General features: G+C 53.2%; 16 protein-coding genes. All 16 read left to right on the top strand.

The features are described 5' to 3' along the window. Positions 1–49 precede the first annotated feature (49 nt). The 16 genes from groL (at position 50) to htpG (ending at position 19807) form a co-directional block, all read left to right on the top strand. A complete protein-coding gene (groL, locus tag PXC00_RS09860) occupies positions 50–1681 on the top strand; it encodes a chaperonin GroEL (RefSeq protein ID WP_275846276.1) in 1632 nt (543 codons plus the stop codon). A 314-nt stretch (positions 1682–1995) separates the two neighbouring features. Beyond that, positions 1996–2415: a division/cell wall cluster transcriptional repressor MraZ gene (mraZ, locus tag PXC00_RS09855; protein ID WP_275846273.1), complete on the top strand. Its 420-nt coding sequence runs from the start codon at positions 1996–1998 to the stop codon at positions 2413–2415. 15 nt (positions 2416–2430) lie between these two features. Further along, the gene (gene rsmH / locus PXC00_RS09850; protein WP_275846271.1) at positions 2431–3360 is read left to right on the top strand and encodes a 16S rRNA (cytosine(1402)-N(4))-methyltransferase RsmH; all 930 of its coding nucleotides are present in this window, start codon (positions 2431–2433) and stop codon (positions 3358–3360) included. Positions 3361–3463: 103 nt separating this feature from the next. Further along, positions 3464–3970, top strand: coding sequence for a hypothetical protein (locus PXC00_RS09845; RefSeq protein WP_275846269.1), 507 nt, complete (start codon positions 3464–3466; stop codon positions 3968–3970). A 160-nt stretch (positions 3971–4130) separates the two neighbouring features. After that, on the top strand, positions 4131–6524 hold the full coding sequence (locus tag PXC00_RS09840; RefSeq protein WP_275846267.1) for a penicillin-binding transpeptidase domain-containing protein: 2394 nt from the start codon (positions 4131–4133) through the stop codon (positions 6522–6524). Positions 6525–6613: 89 nt separating this feature from the next. Further along, positions 6614–7075 (top strand): hypothetical protein, encoded by a 462-nt coding sequence (locus PXC00_RS09835; protein ID WP_275846265.1) that lies wholly within the window; start codon positions 6614–6616, stop codon positions 7073–7075. Positions 7076–7267: 192 nt separating this feature from the next. After that, complete coding sequence (mraY, locus tag PXC00_RS09830) at positions 7268–8281, top strand: phospho-N-acetylmuramoyl-pentapeptide-transferase (RefSeq protein WP_275846263.1); 1014 nt, start codon at positions 7268–7270, stop codon at positions 8279–8281. Positions 8282–8335: 54 nt separating this feature from the next. After that, positions 8336–9610 (top strand): FtsW/RodA/SpoVE family cell cycle protein, encoded by a 1275-nt coding sequence (locus PXC00_RS09825; RefSeq protein ID WP_316934941.1) that lies wholly within the window; start codon positions 8336–8338, stop codon positions 9608–9610. A gap of 84 nt (positions 9611–9694) precedes the next feature. Beyond that, entirely contained in the window at positions 9695–10825 is a 1131-nt protein-coding gene (murG, locus tag PXC00_RS09820) for an undecaprenyldiphospho-muramoylpentapeptide beta-N-acetylglucosaminyltransferase (RefSeq protein ID WP_275846259.1), read from the top strand. A 98-nt stretch (positions 10826–10923) separates the two neighbouring features. Continuing rightward, positions 10924–12192 (top strand): UDP-N-acetylglucosamine 1-carboxyvinyltransferase, encoded by a 1269-nt coding sequence (gene murA, locus PXC00_RS09815; RefSeq protein WP_275846257.1) that lies wholly within the window; start codon positions 10924–10926, stop codon positions 12190–12192. Between the two features lie 7 nt (positions 12193–12199). After that, positions 12200–13186: a cell division protein FtsQ/DivIB gene (locus tag PXC00_RS09810; RefSeq protein WP_275846255.1), complete on the top strand. Its 987-nt coding sequence runs from the start codon at positions 12200–12202 to the stop codon at positions 13184–13186. 191 nt (positions 13187–13377) lie between these two features. Then, the gene (ftsZ, locus tag PXC00_RS09805) at positions 13378–14568 is read left to right on the top strand and encodes a cell division protein FtsZ (RefSeq protein ID WP_275846253.1); all 1191 of its coding nucleotides are present in this window, start codon (positions 13378–13380) and stop codon (positions 14566–14568) included. 376 nt (positions 14569–14944) lie between these two features. Beyond that, positions 14945–15871 (top strand): magnesium transporter CorA family protein, encoded by a 927-nt coding sequence (locus tag PXC00_RS09800; protein ID WP_275846250.1) that lies wholly within the window; start codon positions 14945–14947, stop codon positions 15869–15871. 20 nt (positions 15872–15891) lie between these two features. After that, positions 15892–16425 carry a FumA C-terminus/TtdB family hydratase beta subunit gene (locus PXC00_RS09795; RefSeq protein WP_275846248.1) on the top strand — a complete coding sequence of 178 codons (534 nt, stop codon included), beginning with the start codon at positions 15892–15894 and terminating at the stop codon, positions 16423–16425. Positions 16426–16573: 148 nt separating this feature from the next. Next, positions 16574–17770, top strand: a complete 1197-nt coding sequence (locus tag PXC00_RS09790) for a cation diffusion facilitator family transporter (RefSeq protein ID WP_275846246.1) — start codon at positions 16574–16576, stop codon at positions 17768–17770. 129 nt (positions 17771–17899) lie between these two features. After that, the gene (htpG, locus tag PXC00_RS09785; protein WP_275846244.1) at positions 17900–19807 is read left to right on the top strand and encodes a molecular chaperone HtpG; all 1908 of its coding nucleotides are present in this window, start codon (positions 17900–17902) and stop codon (positions 19805–19807) included. Positions 19808–19965 lie beyond the last annotated feature (158 nt).

The following is a 19965-nucleotide window of genomic DNA, read 5'->3' as shown; positions in this document are numbered from 1 at the left end:
AAATAATCGGCAGCGCATCTGCGCATTGAAATAACTGGAGGTATTCATCATGGCGAAACAGATCATTTATGGGGAAGACGCACGCAAGGCACTCATGAAGGGCGTCGACCAGCTTTCTGATACCGTAAAAATCACGCTTGGGCCCAAGGGCCGCAACGTGGTTCTGGATAAAAAGTACGGCGCTCCGCTCATCACCAACGATGGTGTTACCATTGCCAAGGAAATTGAGTTGGAAGATCCTTTCGAGAACATGGGTGCGCAGCTCGTCAAGGAAGTTGCCACCAAGACCAATGATGTTGCGGGCGACGGTACTACCACCGCAACCGTGCTGGCACAGGCGCTTATCCGTGAGGGCATGAAGAATGTCACTGCGGGTGCAAACCCGATGGCGGTGCGCCACGGGATGCAGGAGGCTGTTGATACGGCAGTCGAGGCCATTAAAAACAACAGCAAGACCGTCAGTGGCAAAGAGGATATTGCACGTGTTGCAACCGTTTCTTCCTCCAATGCGTTTGTGGGCGACCTGATTGCGGATGCAATGGAAAAGGTTACAAATGACGGCGTTATCACGATTGAAGAGTCTAAGACAGCAGAGACTTACAGCGAAGTTGTGGAAGGCATGATGTTTGACCGCGGCTATGTTTCCCCTTACTTGGTCACGGATACAGACAAGATGATCTGCGAGCTGGACGGTCCGTACATCATCATTACCGATAAGAAGATTTCCGCATTCCAGGAAATTTTGCCGCTGCTCGAGAAAATCGTCAATACCGGCAAGAAGTTCCTGATTATTGCGGACGATATTGAGGGTGATGCGCTGACCAACCTGCTGCTTAACAAGCTGCGCGGTACCCTGAACTTCGGCGCGGTCAAGGCACCGGGCTTCGGCGACCGCCGCAAGGAAATGCTGCAGGATATCGCAACTCTGACCGGCGGCAAGGTCATCACTGCTGACCTCGGTCTGGAGTTCAAGGACGTTGAACTGGATATGCTCGGCCGTGCGCGTCAGGTGAAGATTGACAAGGAAAACACCATCATTGTGGACGGCAACGGCGACAAGGAAGAAATCAAGGCCCGCACTGCACAGATCCGTGCGCAGATTGAGGAAACCACCTCTGACTTTGACCGTGAAAAGCTGCAGGAACGCCTGGCAAAACTCGCCGGCGGCGTAGCAGTCATCAAAGTCGGCGCTGCAACCGAAATCGAAATGAAAGAGAAGAAGATGCGCATTGAAGATGCACTCAACTCCACCAAAGCAGCGGTGGAAGAGGGCATTGTTGCCGGCGGCGGCACCGCATTGGTTAATACGATCTCTGCAGTGGAAAAGCTGCTGGAAAATAAAGAGGGCGATGAAAAAACCGGCATTGCCATCGTTCTGAAGGCACTCGAAGAGCCGATCCGCCAGATTGCTGCCAACGCAGGCGTAGAGGGTTCCGTGATTCTGGAACATATTAAGAATGCCGGCAAGGCAAACTACGGCTATAACGCTGCAACCGGTGAGTATGGCGATATGATTGATTTCGGCGTTGTAGACCCGACCAAGGTTACACGTTCTGCCCTGCAAAACGCTGCTTCTGTTGCGGAAACCGTTTTGACCACAGAGTCTTTGGTTGCCGATAAGCCGGAGCCGCAGGCGCCGGCCGCACCAGCTGCTGACCCGGGCATGGGCGGTATGTACTGATTCGGAAAAATCGGTCTGAAAATTAAAAAAGGAACTGTTGCACACATCCGAAAGGTGCTGTGCCGCAGTTCCTTTTTTGTATTTACCAACCTGCTGAAAAAGTTAGAAAAAACGTATACTTTTGATAAAGAAACCGTTTCTTGTTGAACATACTAAGAGAAAATGAAGCAGCAGTAAAAAAGTTTACATAATTTATAAAAAACCATTGCATTCAAAACAGATATCGCTTATAATAAATGCATTAGTGGTGAAAGGTGGTGGGAAGTGGCACACCATTATGCGTGTGTGGCACGCTTCCCACAAAGTCGAAAATTATGTTGATTGGCGAATACCAACATAATATTGACGCCAAAGGGCGTGTGATTGTGCCTTCCAAATTCCGTGAGGATTTGGGAGAGCATTTCTATATCGCAAAAGGTCTGGATCACTGCTTGTTCGTTTTTTCTCCGAAAGAATGGGACAGGCTGCAGGAAAAGGTGCGTGCCATGCCCATCAGCAAAGCGCGCGGTCTGCAGCGTTTCTTCTTTTCCGGCGCGGCAGAGGTGCTTCCGGACAAGCAGGGGCGCATTCTCATTCCACAGATTCTGCGCGACCATGCTAATCTGGCTAAGGACGTTACTTTCATCGGCGCTTCGAGCCGCGCGGAAATCTGGAACACCGCGGCGTGGAATGCGTTCAATGAAAACCTGACCGAAGACAGTATCGCGGAGGCCATGGACGAACTGGAACTGTAAACTATGGAGGTCTGCATGGAATTTCAGCATATTCCCGTCTTATTCCATGAAACGATTGAAAGTCTGGCGATTGTGCCGGATGGTCGATATATTGACGGTACAGCGGGCGGCGGCGGTCACAGCCAGGCAATTTTAGACGGGCTGACCGGCAGTGGGCGGCTGCTTTCCATTGACCAAGATCCCGATGCAGTTGCCGTGTGCCGGGCACGGTTTGCGGGCAATCCGCACAGCTTGGTTCGGCGTGGAAACTTTTCCAACCTGCTAGAGCTGGCGCGCAGCGAGGATTTGCTGCCGGTAAACGGTGTTTTGCTGGACATCGGTGTTTCCTCCCACCAACTGGACGACCCGGAGCGCGGCTTTTCGTTTCATCAGGACGCACCGCTGGATATGCGTATGAGTCAGGAAGGCTCCAGTGCAAAAGATTTAGTTAACACCCTTTCCTGGCAGGAACTTGCAGACATTCTGCGCAAATACGGGGAGGAGCGCTTCGCCGCACGGATTGCACAGGGCATTGTCCGGGCACGCGCGGAAGCGCCGGTGGAAACTACCGGACAGCTGGCGGAAATTGTCAAAGCCAATGTGCCCGCCGCCGTGCGCCGCAAGCCGGGGCACCCGGCACGGCAGACCTTTCAGGCACTGCGCATCGCGGTGAACGGCGAATTGGACGCTTTGCAGGCGGGGTTGGCGGCGGCATTTGACGCACTTGCGCCGGGTGGTCGGTTGTGTGTGATTACTTTTCACTCTTTGGAGGACCGTATTGTGAAGCACCAGATGGCACAGTGGTGTCAGGGCTGCACCTGCCCACCGGACTTTCCAGTGTGCGTCTGCGGCAAAAAGCCTCGCGCTTCTCTGCTGTACCACAAGGGCTTGGCGCCCAGTGCGGAAGAACTGGAGCGCAATCCGCGCAGCAGGAGTGCCCGGCTGCGAGTGTGTACAAAGTTGTAACGACTCTTACAAAAGGGTTACAATGTTAACATTTGGTTCATAATTTGAGTACGTTAACTGTGGTAATATAAAAGAAATTGATGAATGGGAGATGGTGACCGCAATGCATAGTGGCGAAGCGTATGACTTTTCGATGTTTGAAGAGCGCGCAAACAGGCAGCTGCGGGAGGAACCCGCTGCGGCAGCTAAAAACAATATGCTGACCATGCCGGAAGATTCCAGTCAAAAGCAAGCGAAAGTGCGTTTGCACAAACATCCGGTGCGGGCAGCTGCCTGCTGCGCTGGGCTTGCAATGATGCTTGTGGTGCTGTCTACCTTCGTTTACGGGCAGGTGCAGCTTTCCGAGCTGGCGGTGGAAATCAGCAATGCCAACAGTACGCTGAGTGAGCAGCAGAGCCTGTACACCCAGCTGCGTATGCAGAACGATGCGCGGCAGTCGCTGACCACGATTGAGACAGAGGCAAAGCAAAAGCTGGGGATGCGGAAAATCGACTCCAGCCAGATGGAAACAGTTGAAATGAACAGTTCTGACAAAGCGCAGGTTCTGCAGAAAACCAGCGGCGGTTTTCTGACACAGCTTTGGAATCGGATTTGTGATTTACTGTCATAAGCATTCTCTTCTTGGCATAGAAGTAAGAGAATACAGGAGCTGAAATCGGCAGCTCCGCTGCGGAAATGGGGGAGAGTTAAGAAGCTTTTTTCTTAACTCTTTTTTTCGTAAAAACCGCGGCATACCGTTCGATTTTTAACAAAAAGCAGGAGGGAAGCCGATGGCAAAAGGCACAACATCTAAAATGTGGCGGCGCACTACCATCATTTTGATATTGCTGATTGTGGCTGGATTCGGAACTGTTGTGTTCAGCCTGATTAAACTGCAGCTGATTAACGGCGAAAGCTTGAAGTCGCAGGCCGTGGAAAACCAGCTGAAAGACACAACAATTGTTGCACAGCGCGGCACCATTTACGACAGCAACATGAAAGTGCTTGCGCAGAGCGCAACGGTTTGGAAGGTGGTCCTGGCACCGGCACAGCTGTACAGCGACAGCACCGCGCAGATGACAGCTGAGCAGAAAGCGGAGCACCAGAAGGTAATCGAAAGCCAGAAAAACGCGATTGCCGAGTGCCTGCACCAGGCAGTCGGTTTGGACCAGAAAACGGTGTTGAACATCCTGAACACCAAGAAAAATTCCTACTGGGAAGTCGCTGCCACCAAAGTGGAAACAGATGCAAAGAATAAGATTCTCGATTATGAGGAGAAGTACTATCAATCGACCGGGAAAAAATACAGTATTTCCGGCGTGATCAGCTTGGTCGAGGATTACAAGCGCTACTATCCTTACGGTGACTTTGCCAGCCAGGTGTTGGGCTTTACGAACAACGACGGAACCGGTGTGGAAGGTCTGGAGGCGGAGTACAACAGCCGGCTTGCTGGGGTAAACGGCCGGATTATTGCCGCCAAAAGCGCAACGCAGACGGATATGCCGTTCCAATATCAGCAGAAGATTAAGGCGCAGGACGGCTCTTCTTTAGTGCTGACGATCGACGAAGTGGTGCAGCATACGCTGGAAAAATATCTGGAAGAGGGCGCGGAGCTCAATAAAGTCGGCAACCGCGCGTGCGGCATTCTGATGAATGTCAAAACCGGAGAAATTCTGGGCATGGCAACCCGCGGCGGGTTTGACAGTTCAGATATTCTGGCAGAAAGCGTGGCGCAGACCGGCGACTTTGACCCGAACAATCCGCGCGTACTGACTGATGCGGAAAAAGCGAGCATTGCCAAGCTGCCGAAAGACCAGCAGAGCGCTGCAACGCTCGCCGCTTTACAGCAAAAGTGGAGAAACAAATGCGTCAGTGACACATATATGCCAGGCTCCGTCTTTAAGATGGTGACGGCCTCCATGGGGCTGGAAGAAGGCATTGTTACAGAGAGCACGCCCTTTTACGACCCCGGCTATATCGACGTGGAAGGCACCCGAATCCACTGCTGGAAGAGCGGCGGCCACGGGGCAGAAACGTTCGAACAGGCAGTTATGAATTCCTGCAACCCGCAGTTTGCCTATTTGGGATTGAAACTGGGCAATCGCACCTTTTTCAAATACTTTGAGGCGTTTGGTTTTACCAAAGCGACCGGCATTGACCTGCCGGGTGAGCCGACAAACTACAGCTACTACAAAGCAGAGGACCTCAATAAGGTTTCTCTGGCGGTTGAGGCGTTTGGTCAGAACTTTAAAATCACACCGGTACAGATGATTACCGCCTGTGCGGCGGTTGCCAACGGCGGTTATCTGGTGCAGCCGCACATTGTCAAGCAGATCATTGATTCTGAGGGCAATATTGTGCAGACCACATCAACCACCACCAAGCGGCAGGTGATTTCCACCGATACCAGCAAGCGTGTTGCTGCAATGCTGGAGAAAGACGCTGTTGCGGGTACGGCGGTTAACGGTTACGTTCCCGGATACCGTGTTGCCGGCAAAACCGGTACCAGTGAAAAAATTGATAAGGATAATAAATACAAAGCAAAAGTCAAAAACGGCGAAGAAAAGAAGTACTATATTGCTTCTTATTGCGGTTTTGCGCCAGCTGACGACCCGCAGTACGCGCTGCTGGTGTTCTGTGATGAGCCGAACGGTGCAAGCTACTACGGCAACGCTGTTTCCGGCCCGATTTTCAATAAAGTTATGCGTGAGGTTCTGCCGTACCTCGGCGTAGAGCCGAAGTATACAACAGAGGAGCAGCAGCAACTGGATGTTAAAACACCGGATGTGACGGGCAAGAGCCTGCAGCAGGCAAAATCTGCGGTTTCTTCCGCAACCGGTGAGCTGAAAATTCGGATTTACGGCGACGGTGATACGGTGGTTTCTCAGCTGCCGGCGGCCGGTTCCAATATTCCGCGTCAAGGCACCGTTGCAGTGTTTACAAACAGCGACAGCCAGAGCGAAACCGTGGAGGTTCCGAATTTCGTTGGGGACGGCACTAACTCCATCAGCATGGTGGAAAGCCTTGCGGCAGACGCCGGCCTGAACATTTCCATTTCCGGTGTTTCTACCGGCAACAGTACAACAACCGCAGTTGCAACTACGCAGAGCGTCGATGCCGGGCAGAAAGTAACGCCCGGTACGGTGATTGACGTGACCTTTGCGGAGCAGGGCGACTCGGGTTGATGAAATTCGCGCGCGCACTGCAGTACACTATAACAGAAGGGCGCCTTCTGCTGGGCAGTGCGCGCGTTTTTTGACAGGGAGGCGGCTGTATGACCGGTTCAAGTATTGTTGTGGAAAACCAGAAGATTGCAGAGCTGCTCAACCGGCTTTTGCAGGACTGCGGCAGGGACACCCTGCGGGCAGTCCCGCCCGGGCAGGAATCTGCTCAGGGGCTGCTGCTTGCAGACTGCGCGGAAGTTTTGCGCCTGGCGCGGGATTTTCCGGCCTGTCTGGCGGCGTACCCGCTGCGCCAAGATGCGCGGCTTGCGGGGAAAAAGCTGACTACGTATTCGCTGCAGAACGATGCTGCGGATTACACCGCCCGCGGGCTGCATACCACTGCAGAGGGATACACTGCGTTTGAAATTGTCGGGGTCGGCTGCATTGGGCGGGTGCGGTTGCGCCGACCGCCGCGCGGCGAGGAAGAAACGATTCTTGCCGCCGCCTCCGCGGCGGTGGTGTGCGGCGCGCCCTTTGCACAGGTACTGGCATCGCTGCAGCGCATCTTCTAACGCGGTTTTGCCGCAAGGGTTGCGTACAGTTTGCTGCTGCTGGAATTTGTGCTATAATACGAAAGTCAAACGCGCCTGCCGCAGCGGCGGGCGGTGTGCTGCAAAAAAACGGCTGCGGCTGCCGGAAAGCCGCATACGCCGGTTCTTTTGGCGGGGGCATTGTGCCTCAAAATCGGAGGGTGAAAGAGAGTCATGGACGTGATAGCAATTATTCTGGCGGCTGCCGTCGCCTTTGCGGTGACAGCATTGCTGGGCAAATGGATGGTGCCGTTTCTGCACAAAATCAACTTTGGGCAGACCATTCGTGAGGTCGGGCCGAAGTGGCATCAAAAGAAAAACGGAACCCCGACCATGGGCGGCTTTCAATTTATCATCGGCATTTTGCTGGCACTGGCCGCGGCGCTTCCGCTGACGCTGACCGGAAGCAAAACGCTGAGCGACGACATGGCGGGCACGCGGGTCATCGGCGGCTACTTGCTGGCGCTGGCGTTCGGCGGCATCGGCTTTCTGGACGATTACATCAAGGTGGTCAAAAAGCGCAACCTGGGGTTGACTGTGCTGCAGAAGCTGGCTCTGCAGTGTGTGGCGGCAGGCGGATATCTTTTTGCGCTGAAACTGGGCGGTATGTCGTCTGTCACCATGATTCCGTTTGCGGGGCCGGTGGATTTTGGCATTTGGTTCTGGATTGTCGCATTCCTCGGAATTATCGGCATTGTCAATGCGGTCAACTTCACAGATGGCATTGACGGCCTAAATGGCTCGGTGACGTTTTTTGTGTCGGTATTTTTCATGATCATTGCCGGTATGCTCAAATGTGCCGGCATGGGCGTTTTGGCGGCTGCCTGCGCAGGCGGCTGCTTGGGGTTTCTGGTTTGGAATTTTTACCCCGCAAAAGTGTTTATGGGCGACACAGGCTCCCTGTTTCTGGGCGGCATGGTCTGCGCCATGGGATTTGGACTGAACCTGCCGATTCTTATTCTGCTGGTGGGTCTGATTTATATCATAGAGATTTTGTCTGTGGTTTTGCAGGTCACCTATTTCAAAGCGACGCATGGCAAGCGCCTGTTTAAAATGACGCCGATTCATCACAGCTTTGAAATGCGGGGCTGGAGCGAAGTGAAAATCTGCGCAGTGTTCAGTACGGTGACGGCAGTGGCCGGTGTGCTTTCGGTTTTTCTGGCCATGACGGCTTACGGTATTCTATAAGGTCCTGCAAAGGTATGGTTGGAAGTTCTGAAAGGGCCGGAAAGGGGAAACAGTATGGCAAGTAACAGCAGGGGAGCGGCAAGGCCGCAGCACAGACCGCAGTCCGCGCCGAAACGGCCTGCAGTGCAGCAACCGGCGGTGCGTTCCGCTTTGGGTGTGCACGGCAAGTGGAAAAGCAAGCTCAAGCTGCTTTCCGTCCGTTCGGGCATGGACTTGACGTTCTTTTTTCTGGTGCTGCTGTTGGTGGTCATCGGTCTGGTCATGGTGTTTTCGGCGAGCTACGCCAACTCCAGCTACCGGTTTGGCACGCCATATCTGTTTGTGAAAAACCAGGCAGAGTACGCGGTGCTGGGGCTGATTCTCATGATAGGCATTTCGTATTTTGATTATCACCATCTGCACAAGCTGGCGCTGCCGATTTATGTCGTTACGGTCATTCTGCTAGGAATCACCGTGGTGTTCCGCGGTTCCGCGCTGGTGACGCCGACCAACGGCGCTTACCGGTGGATTACCATCGGCAGCTTCCAGTTTCAGCCGTCTGAAATTGCGAAATTTGCACTGATTCTGGTGTTTGCGCATCTGCTTGCTGCTAATGCGGATACCAAGCTGAACGATGCGAAAAGCCGGCGATTCCGCTTGCTGACCTACGTGGGTGCCATCGGCATTATCTGCGGATTGGTCATTGCGGAAAAGCATTTGTCTGCAACGATTATCCTGGTTCTGCTGGCGGCCATCATGCTGTTTGTCGGCGGGCTGCCCACACGGTGGTTCGTCATTGGCGGCGGTGCGGTGGTGGCAATTCTGGTGGCGGTGTCGAGTCTTCCGTTTTATCAGCACGTTTCCACGCGCATGACCATCTGGAAAAACCCGTGGGACCCTTCCCTTTCGTCGGATGAGGCATGGCAGACACAGCAGTCGCTCTACGCGATTGGTTCCGGACGCCTGCTGGGACTGGGGCTTGGCAAAAGCCGACAGAAGTATATGTATCTGCCGGAGCCGCAGAATGACTTTATTTTTTCCATTGTGTGTGAAGAACTGGGCTTTATCGGCGCGCTGTTGATTATCATTCTGTTCGGCGTGCTGATTTGGCGCGGCGTGATGATCTCCCTTCGCGCCAAGGATAAATTCGGAATGCTGCTGGGCATTGGCCTGATCATGCAGGTAGGCATACAGGTGGTGCTGAACATTGCGGTTGTGACAAACACCATTCCGAACACCGGCGTCAGCCTGCCATTTTTCAGCTATGGCGGTACCTCGTTGGTGATGCTGCTGGCAGAAATGGGGCTGATCCTTTCCATATCGCGAACGTCCAGCATTGAGAAAACATAGCGGACAAAAGCAGCAAAGGCGCGCAAGGTGCTTTTGCTTTTTGTTCTGTCTGCTGACTTTCAGAAACAAAGGGGCAATCATTGTATGAAGATTCTATTTTCCGGCGGCGGAACCGCGGGGCATATCAATCCGGCGCTTGCGGTTGCGGGCTATGTGCGTGAGCAGCAGCCGGATGTGCAGATTCTGTATGTCGGGGCAAAAGGCGGAATGGAAGAACGCCTGGTTGCGCAGGCAGGCTTTGACTTTCGCGGCATTACGATTTCCGGCTTTCAGCGCAAGCCAAGCCTGCAGAATCTTAAAAAGAACCTGCAGACGGTGGCACATCTGTTTACCGCTACGGCGGAATCGAAAAAAATTCTGCGGGAGTTTCAGCCGGATATCTGCATGGGTACAGGCGGGTATGTTGCCGGCCCGGTTATTCGGGAGGCGCTCAAACTGCATATTCCGGCGGTCATCCATGAGCAGAATGCCTTTCCGGGTGTCACCAACAAGGCACTGAGCAGGAACGCGGATCGCGTGATGCTGGCGAGCGCCGACGCGGAAAAATATATGGCAAAAAATGCGCGCTGCGTTCTGACAGGAAATCCGGTGCGCATGGCGGTGATTCGCGCTGACCGGCAGGCTGCCCGCCGCAGGCTGGGACTTGACAGCCGCCCGCTGGTTCTTTCCTTCGGCGGCAGTCTGGGTGCACAAAAAATCAACGAAGCAATTTTGGACCTTCTGCAGGAAACCGCAAAGACCGACCGTTTTCAGCACATCCATGCGTACGGAAAGTACGGCGGCTGGTTTCCGGAAAAGCTGAAAGCGCGCGGCGTTGACCCGGCCGACCACCCGAATTTCGATATCCGCCCGTACATTGACGATATGCCGGACTGCCTTGCGGCGGCGGATCTGGTCATCTGCCGCGCGGGCGCCATTACGCTCAGCGAACTGCAGGCCAAAGGCCGCGCGGCGCTGATTATTCCCAGCCCAAACGTAGCGGAAAACCACCAGTATTTCAATGCAATGAGCATGGTTAACCGCAAGGCAGCGGATATTCTGGAGGAAAAGGATTTGTCCGGCAGCCGACTGACCGAGAAAGTGGAAGCGCTGTTTCAAAATCCGGATACCATTCCCGCTTTGGCAGAGAACGCACGAAAAATGGCGATTCTGGACACAAATGAGCGGATTTTCGGTATTTTGAAAGAAGTGTTGGGGGAACGCCGCGCGCATTGAGCCGGTTGTGCGCACTGTCGGAAATAATTTTCGATTAAGGATTCACAGAATTCCCGCCAACCTGCATAGTATGGCACAGACTATGTGGGGGTGTTAAAATGTCAAGATTACGCATCAGCGGCCCTTGCAGGCTGCGCGGCGAATTGCAGGTGCACGGCGCGAAAAACAGCGCGCTGCCCCTGCTGGCGGCTTCGCTGCTGTGCTCTTCGCCCTGTGTGCTGCAAAACTGTCCGCATTTGTCAGATGTGGACACGGCGGTTTCCATTTTGCGGGAGCTGGGCTGCCGCGCATCCTTTGAGGACGGTGTGGTTACTGTGGACCCGCGCCCCGCATCGGCCTGTGATATACCGGATGTGCTCATGCGCGAAATGCGGTCGTCGATTATTTTTCTCGGTGCCATCATTGGGCGCACCGGAGAGGCGTCGCTCAGTTTTCCGGGTGGGTGCGAGCTTGGCCCGCGTCCGATTGACCTGCACCTGCAGGCGCTGCGCCGGCTGGGTGTTCAGATTCAAGAGGACCACGGCAGGCTTGTCTGCACCGCACCGAATGGTCTGCAGGGTGCGGAAATTACATTGGCATTTCCCAGTGTCGGTGCAACGGAAAACATACTCATTGCCGCTTCCGTTGCCAAGGGCACCACGTTGCTGGAAAATGCCGCCCGTGAACCGGAGATTGAAGATTTGGCAGGTTTCTTAAATGCCTGTGGGGCTAAGATTATCGGTGCGGGCAGCGGCACGGTGCGCATTGATGGTGTCGAAAAGCTCAGCGGCTGCACCTACCGTGTGATTCCCGACCGAATTGCAGCGGCGACCTACTTGGCGGCGGCAGCCGCCACCGGCAGCAGGCTGACACTGCGAGGATTGGTTCCGCGGCACCTGCTGCCGGTGCTGCCGGTTTTTGAGGAGGCCGGTTGCCGGATTTACGCGAAAGGCGCAGACCTGACGATTGTGCCGCCAAAGAGGCTTAGCCGGGTGCACAGCGTGCGCACCATGCCGTATCCCGGTTTTCCGACGGACGCGCAGGCACCGATTATGGCAATGACAACCGTGGCGCGGGGCACCAGTATTTTTGTAGAAAATATCTTTGAGGAACGGTATAAGCATGTCGGGGAGCTGTTGCGCATGGGCGCAAACATCCGTGTTGATGGGCGTGTGGCGGTGGTCGAAGGGGTGCCCGGGCTTTCCGGCGCGCCGGTGGAGGCAGCGGATCTGCGCGGCGGTGCGGCGCTGGTGATTGCCGGTCTGACAGCGCAGGGGCAGACCTTAGTCAGCGGTGTGCACCACATCGACCGCGGCTACGAGCGGATTGAGCAGTCGCTGCGCGCGCTGGGCGCAGATGTGGAAAGGATTCCTGATACGGAGGATTAAACAAAACATGAGACGGAATGAAGAAAAGCAAGGACGGCAGGCACCCCGGCGAACTTCTGCAGGTCAGCGCCAGCGTGCCTACACCCGGCAGCGCCGCCGAAAGCGGATGCAGCTGCTGTTTTATGCGGCAGTGTTCCTAGTGGTGGTGGCAACGGCAGTGGTGCTCTGCCTGACGGTGCTGTTTAAAATTCAGGCAGTGGAGGTGGAGGGAAAAAGCCGGTATCCACAGGAGCAGATCACCGCGGCTTGCGGCATTTCTACGGGGGAAAATCTGTTTCTTGCGGATGTCGGCGATGCTGCCGACAAAGTGAAGCAAGCCTGCCCTTACCTTGGGAAAGTGACGGTTAGCCGGCGCTTGCCTGCTAAAATCGTGATTCAGGTGCAGGAGTCCGCGGTAGCTGGTGCGGCAGTGTGGAACGGAAAGTATGTGTACCTGGATGCCTCCGGAAAGGTGTTGGAGATTACCGCTGCCGCGCCCGCCGACAGCCCGATTGTCAAGGGGTTGGACATTCAAAACGCCGCTGTCGGTCATTCGGTTACTTATAAAAATAAGCAGAAGAGCAGCTTGTTCGGGCAAATTGCGCAGGCAGTGCAGGACACCGGATTTACCGGTGTCCGCGGAATTGATGTGTCTAGCGAGTACCAGTTGCGCGTGACCTGCAAAACCAAGGCCGGAAAAACGCTGACCATTGTTTTGGGAAACGCGACCTATCTGGAAAAGAAATTCCGGTTTGCGAAAGCAACGATTGAGCAGCATCTTTCCGATGAGCAGGGAACGTTTGACGTGTCGACCGTCAGTAAGGAAAAGTCCATTACCTGGTTTACGCCGGCTTCTTCTGCAGCATCCGCAGCAGCAAGCTCCACCGCCTCCTCCAAACAGTCGGAGGGCAGTTCCAGTATTTCACAGGCGGAAAACCAAACGGAAGACACTGCAGAGGAGGACACCGGAGAGGATACGGACCAGGGCGGCCAGACAGAGGATGGGGGAGAATAATCCCTTTGCAGGGCGTTTTCCAGTTCTTCCGGCTGTGTGGATGTGAGAAAAGAACAGGAAAGCAAAAAAAAGATTGAAATCACACGCGAAACGTGTTAAATTAATGATAGGATTCTATAGAATAAATCCAATCATTGCGAGAACTCGTGCGGCCTTCGCTGCAGGATGTATAAATAAGGAGGAAACGGCAAATGCCTTTCGAAATTGACAACGACTTCGAGAACATTGTTCAAATAAAAGTAATCGGCGTTGGCGGCGGCGGCGGCAATGCGATCGACCGCATGGTTACAATGGGGGTGCAGGGGGTTGAGTTTATCAGTGTCAACACGGATAAACAGGCGCTGTACCGCTCGAAAGCAACCCAGAAAATTCAGATCGGCGAAAAGGTGACACACGGCAAGGGCGCCGGCAGCAAACCGGAAATGGGCGGCAAGGCAGCCGATGAAAGCCGCGAGGCCATCACCGAAGCTGTGCGCGGCAGCGACATGGTCTTTATCACCGCCGGCATGGGCGGCGGCACCGGCACCGGCGCCGCCCCGGTGGTTGCGGAGATTGCCCGCGACCTCGGCATCCTGACAGTCGGCATTGTGACAAAACCGTTTGGCTTTGAGGGACGCCGCCGCATGGAGCAGGCGGAGAGCGGCATTGCACAGCTGCGGGAGCACGTTGACTCGCTGGTTGTGATTCCAAATGAGCGCCTGAAGCTGGTTTCCGAGCAGCGCATTACGCTGCTGAACGCTTTCTCTGTTGCAGATGATGTGCTGCGGCAGGGCGTGCAGAGCATTTCCGACTTAATTAAGCTGCCGGGCTTGGTCAATCTGGACTTTGCGGATGTGACCGCAGTTATGAAAGATGCTGGTTACGCGCACATGGGCGTGGGTCGCGCTTCTGGCAAAGATAAAGCGGAGGCCGCCGCGAACATGGCGATTTCCAGCCCCCTGTTAGAAACCAGCATCAGCGGTGCGAAGGGTGTCATTATCAATATCACTTCCTCGCCGGATATCGGTTTGGATGAAATTGAAACAGCATCCACCATGATCAGCGAGCAGGCAAGCGAAGATGCTAATATCATCTGGGGCGCCGCGTTTGATGAGAACATGGACGATGAGATGAGTGTAACTGTGATTGCAACCGGCTTTGCAACGCATGATGGTTCTAAGCCGGGCACAGCCGATGCTGCAGGCAATCTGGACAGCGGTAATGTGCTGAGTGGTACATTTGGCAGTAAGCCGGCAGCGGGTAGCACCCGTAAGAGTGCTGCGGCAAGTCCGGCACCCGCTGCACCGGTCAATGAGCCGGAAGCACCGGCTGCTGCCGCTGCGGACGACGATGATGACGATACATTTGTGGATATTATGTCCATATTTAACCGCAATAAATAGATACAGCTGTAAAGGGCTGAAACCTGCGTGAGAACGCTTCGGGTTTCAGCCCTTTTTTGCTGTAAAGCCCACCGCTTTCGGTGTGGAAATACGACTGTGGCGTGATGGCGGATTTTCACCGGCAAAGAAAGATTTTAGCCGAAAAATCGTTCAAATTCAGCTGTTTTTGCTTAAAATAGGCGAATACAGGCAAACATCGAAAAAGATTGCGCAAAATATACGGTTTTCGCTTGAAATCGTATTTTGCAGTTGTTATAATAGGATACGGCAGAAAGCCGAAATTGTTTTGCAGGAGGTGGCATTGTGAATCCGGACCCTTATAGTGACAAACCGCGGCCCCGTGGGGCAGGCAAAAATGGAATAGGAGATGATACCAATGCTGTCTTATTACAAAACAGTCGGCGGAGTCATGCGGGAACTGGCAGCCAGCGAGCCGGGCTGTTGGATTAACTGCATTGCGCCAAATGACAGTGAAATTTCCGGACTGATTGAAGACTTCGGCGTAGAACCGGACTTCCTTCGTGCTGCATTGGATGAAGAGGAAAGTCCGCGTATTGACCAGGAAGACAACAGCACCTTGGTCATTGTGGATATTCCTGTTGTGGAAAAGCAGGAAAGCGGCCGTTTGTTTTACTCCACTCGCCCAATCGGCATTATTTTCACAGAAACCAATGTGATTACAGTCAGTTTACAGGAAAATCCGGTTCTCGATGAATTTGCGGACGGTGCGGTACGCAGTGTACAGACAAACCTGAAAACGCGGTTTGTGCTGCAGCTGATGCTGCGCATCGCTTCGCGGTACCTGATGTATTTAAAGCAGATTGACCGCATGAGTGACGCGGTGGAGCAGGAACTGCGAAAATCTATGAAGAACAACGAGCTGATTCAGCTGCTGGATATTGAGAAATCGCTGGTGTACTTTTCGTCTTCTCTCAAACAGAATGAGATTACACTGGAGAAAATCATGCGTGGCCGTGCCATCAAGCTTTATGATGAAGACCAAGACCTGCTGGAAGATGTGCTGATTGAGGTCAAGCAGGCCATTGATATGTCCAACATTTACTTGAACATTCTGTCCGGCACGATGGATGCTTTTGCATCTGTCATCAGCAATAATCTGAACATTGTGATGAAAGTGCTGGCGTCCATTACGCTGATTATTTCTATACCAACGGTGATTTCGGGTTTTTACGGCATGAACGTTACAAAGATGCCGATGCCTTCTTTCTGGTTTCCGCTGGCACTCTCCGGAATCTGCATGGTCGTGGCGGCTTTTATCCTGAAAAAGAAAAAGATGATGTAAAGTTCGGTGGGGGTGTTTTTTTGAATCGCAGACAGGTGGATGCGCAAAGCATGACAGAGCAGGCGCCGCTGCTGCACGCAGGCGAGCAGATTTTGCTTAGCGGCGTGATTTACACGGCGCGCGACCAGGCACACAAGCGTCTGCGGGCACTGATGCAGGCGGGCAAGCCGCTGCCGTTTCCGCTGGAGGGTGCGAGCATTTATTACGCCGGGCCGACCCCAACGCCGCCGAATCTGCCGATTGGCGCGTGTGGGCCGACCACTTCCGGCAGAATGGACCCTTATGCACCGGATTTGTTGGACGCAGGTTTGAAATGCATGGTCGGCAAAGGAAAGCGCAGCCAGGCAGTGGTGGATGCCATTTGCCGCAACCAAGCCGTTTATCTGTGCGCCATTGGCGGCGCGGGCGCTCTGGCTGCGCAGTGTGTGCAAAGCATGGAAGTACTGGCGTTTGCAGACTTGGGGTGTGAGTCCGTGAAACGCCTGACCGTGCGGGATTTCCCGCTGATTGTCGCCATTGACTGCCACGGCGGAAACCTCTTTTCCACGCACTAAAAAAGTCATCCGGCGCGGGCTTGTCTGCGCTTGCTATTTTTATAGAACCGTGCTATACTGCACTTGTAGCCCTTTGAAATCCTCTCCGGTGGGAGAGGACTTTTTTATAGGTCGCGGAATTTGCAGAACGGAGTCACGGGAGGCAGCTATGACAGAGTTTTTAATCCGCCGGTTTGTGCGGGATTATGCGCATACAGAAAATGAAAAAGTGCGTGCGGCTTACGGTCGCTTTTCCGGCGCCGTTGGGCTGCTGACCAATTTGGTGCTGGCAGCGATTAAGTTTGCTGCCGGCTCGCTTTCCGGCAGTTTGGCTATCACAGCGGATGCAGTGAATAATCTGTCTGATTCCGCTTCCAGCATTGTAACGCTGGTGGGCTTTAAGCTTTCAGAAAAGCCTGCGGATGAAGAGCATCCGTTTGGGCATGAACGGTTTGAATATCTGAGCGGGCTGGTGGTTTCCTTTGTCATTTTGGTGGTCGGGCTGCAGCTGGCGCAGGACGCGGTCAGCAAGATTCTGCAGCCGGTAGTTCCGGTATTCAGCGCACTTTCCGTGGGGATTTTGGCACTTTCGATTCTGGCAAAGCTTTGGCAATCCCTGTTTTACCGAAACATCGGCAGGCGGATTCAGTCCGGCACGCTGTTTGCTGCGGCAGCGGACAGTCGCAATGATGTGATCGCCACGGGTGTAATCCTGCTCGGTATCCTGATTACCAAGTTTACCGGTGTCAATCTGGATGGCTTTATGGGTTTGGCGGTTGCCATCCTTGTTTTGCTAACAGGGATTAAGCTGGTCAAAGAAACAAGTGATCCCCTGCTGGGGGAGGCTCCCAGCAAGGAACTGGTCGATAAAATCTACAATGCGGTGAAAGCCTATGACGGAATTTTAGGGGCGCATGACCTGACGGTGCATAACTACGGGCCGGATCGTTGGTTCGCTTCGGTTCACTGTGAAGTGGATGCCAGAAAGGATGTGCTGGTAAGCCACGACTTGATTGACAACATTGAGCGCACAGTCGGCCCTCAGCTTGGTATTCAGCTGGTGATTCATATGGACCCGGTCATTACCGATGACCCGCGCACCAACCACCTGAAGCTGCAGGTGCAGAAGATGGTGCAGGCGGTGGAGCCGAAGGCAACCATTCATGACTTTCGGGTGGTTTGGGGGCCGACACACAGCAACCTGATTTTTGACGTGTGTGCGCCGTTTTCCTGCAGCCTGTCCGATGAGGAGATCGCCGAGCGGATTCATCAGGGGGTGAAGGCGCTCAGTGAAAATTACTATCCGGTTGTGACAGTGGACCGCGACTTTGTACGGGAAGAAGCCGACACCGGCGAAAAGGAGTAACTGCCTGCCGGTGCGTTTCTGCTTCTATTCACAATTTGTTTATTGCATTTTCTGCACGAATGCGCTACAATAAATTTAGCACTTGAATTGAACGAGTGCTAAATTTCAAAATTAGAGGCGGTTGTTGCAATGAAACAGTTTCAGGCAGAGTCAAAACGTCTTTTGGACTTAATGATCAATTCCATCTACACGCATAAGGAAATTTTTATGCGTGAGCTGATCAGTAACGCGAGCGATGCAATCGATAAGCTGTATTATCGCTCCCTGCAGGAAAACGACACGGGGCTGTCCCGCGATGATTTCGCAATTCAAATTACATTGGACAAAGAAGCGCGCAAGATCATCATTGAAGATAACGGCTGCGGCATGACCAAGGACGAACTGGAAAAGAACCTCGGTACCATCGCGAAGTCCGGCTCTCTTAACTTCAAGCAGGAAAATGAGCAGAAAAAAGATATTGACATCATCGGGCAGTTCGGCGTCGGCTTTTATGCGGCGTTTATGGTGGCAAAGCACGTCAGTGTGGAAAGCAAAGCTTACGGCAGCGATGAAGCGTGGTGCTGGCAGAGCAGCGGCGCTGAGGGTTACACGGTGGAAGCCTGCGAAAAAGGCAGCCACGGCACCAAGATTACGCTGGACATCAAGGACAATACCGACGATGATAACTACGACTCCTATCTGGATCAGTATGCCATTCAGCGTCTGGTAAAAAAGTACAGCGACTACATTCGCTACCCCATTCGTATGGAAATGCAAAAGAGCCGCCAGAAGCCGAAACCGGAAAATGCGCCGGACGACTATAAGCCGGAGTATGAGGAGTACACAGAAACAGAAACGCTGAACTCCATGGTTCCCCTGTGGCGCAAGAATAAAAACGAAATCAAAGAGGACGAGTATAACGATTTCTACAAGAGCAAATTCGGCGACTATGAGAATCCGCTCAAGGTTATTCACAGTTCCACCGAGGGGGTTTCCACTTACAACGCGCTGCTGTTTATTCCTGCACACGCAAGTTACGATTATTATACAAAGGACTTTGAAAAAGGCTTGCAGCTTTACAGCAACGGCGTGCTGATTATGGAAAAGTGTGCCGATCTTTTGCCGGACTATTTCAGCTTTGTGCGCGGCTTAGTCGACAGCCAGGATTTAAGCCTCAATATTTCCCGCGAAATGCTGCAGCATGACCGCCAGCTGCATATCATTGCCGGCCGTCTGGAAAAGAAAATTAAGGCGGAGCTGGAGTCCATGCTCAAAAACGACCGCGAAAACTACGAAAAGTTCTTTAATGCGTTTGGCTTACAGCTGAAATACGGCATTTACAGCGAATTCGGCCAGCATAAAGATCTGCTGCAGGATTTGCTGCTGTTCCACTCCAGCAAGGAAAAGAAGCTGGTTACTCTCAAAGAGTACACGGACGGCATGAAGGAAGACCAGAAGTTTATCTATTACGCCGCAGGCGAGTCGGTTTCCAAAATTGATATGCTGCCGCAGACTGAGGCGCTCAAAGACAAAGGTTACGAAATCCTGTATCTGACGGATAATGTGGATGAATTTGCGCTGCGCGTGATGCGGGAGTACGACAGCAAAGAGTTCAAGTCCGTTTCTGACGACGACCTTGGTTTGGAAACCGAGGAGGAGAAGGAAGCCGCTAAAAAGAAAGTGGAAGAAAACAAGGATCTGCTGAACTTTATGAAGGATGCTCTGAATGGGCAGGTCAAGCAGGTGATTCTTTCCACCAAGCTGAAAAGCCACCCGGTCTGCCTTTCCACGGACGGCGCACTTTCCATTGAAATGGAAAAGGTGCTCAATGCCATGCCGAACGGCGGCGAGGAGCAGGTCAAAGCACAGCGCGTGCTTGAAATCAACGCAAACCATCCGATTTTTGAGAAGCTGACAGCATTGTACAAGCTGGATCAGGACAAACTCAAGCAGTACGCGAATCTGCTGTATACGCAGGCGCTGCTGATTGAGGGTGTTTCAATTGACGATCCGGTTGCATTCAGCAATCAGATGTGTGACTTGATGACAGACAAATAAAAAAGAAGTCCGGAAAAGGAGCAGATTCCTTTTCCGGACTTTTTAAACGAAAGAGGAAATTGTTGACAAACGCGAAAAAGAGACTATAATAAAATTAAAAATTCAAGTAGCAGCGACTATCACGCAAAATATTTTTATTTACCATATCCTACTGTAAA

It is taken from the genome of Caproicibacterium argilliputei (assembly GCF_029211325.2).
Classification (GTDB): domain Bacteria; phylum Bacillota; class Clostridia; order Oscillospirales; family Acutalibacteraceae; genus Caproicibacterium; species Caproicibacterium argilliputei.
Note: the sequence above shows the minus strand (reverse complement) of the source record. Positions and strands in the feature narration are given on the sequence as shown.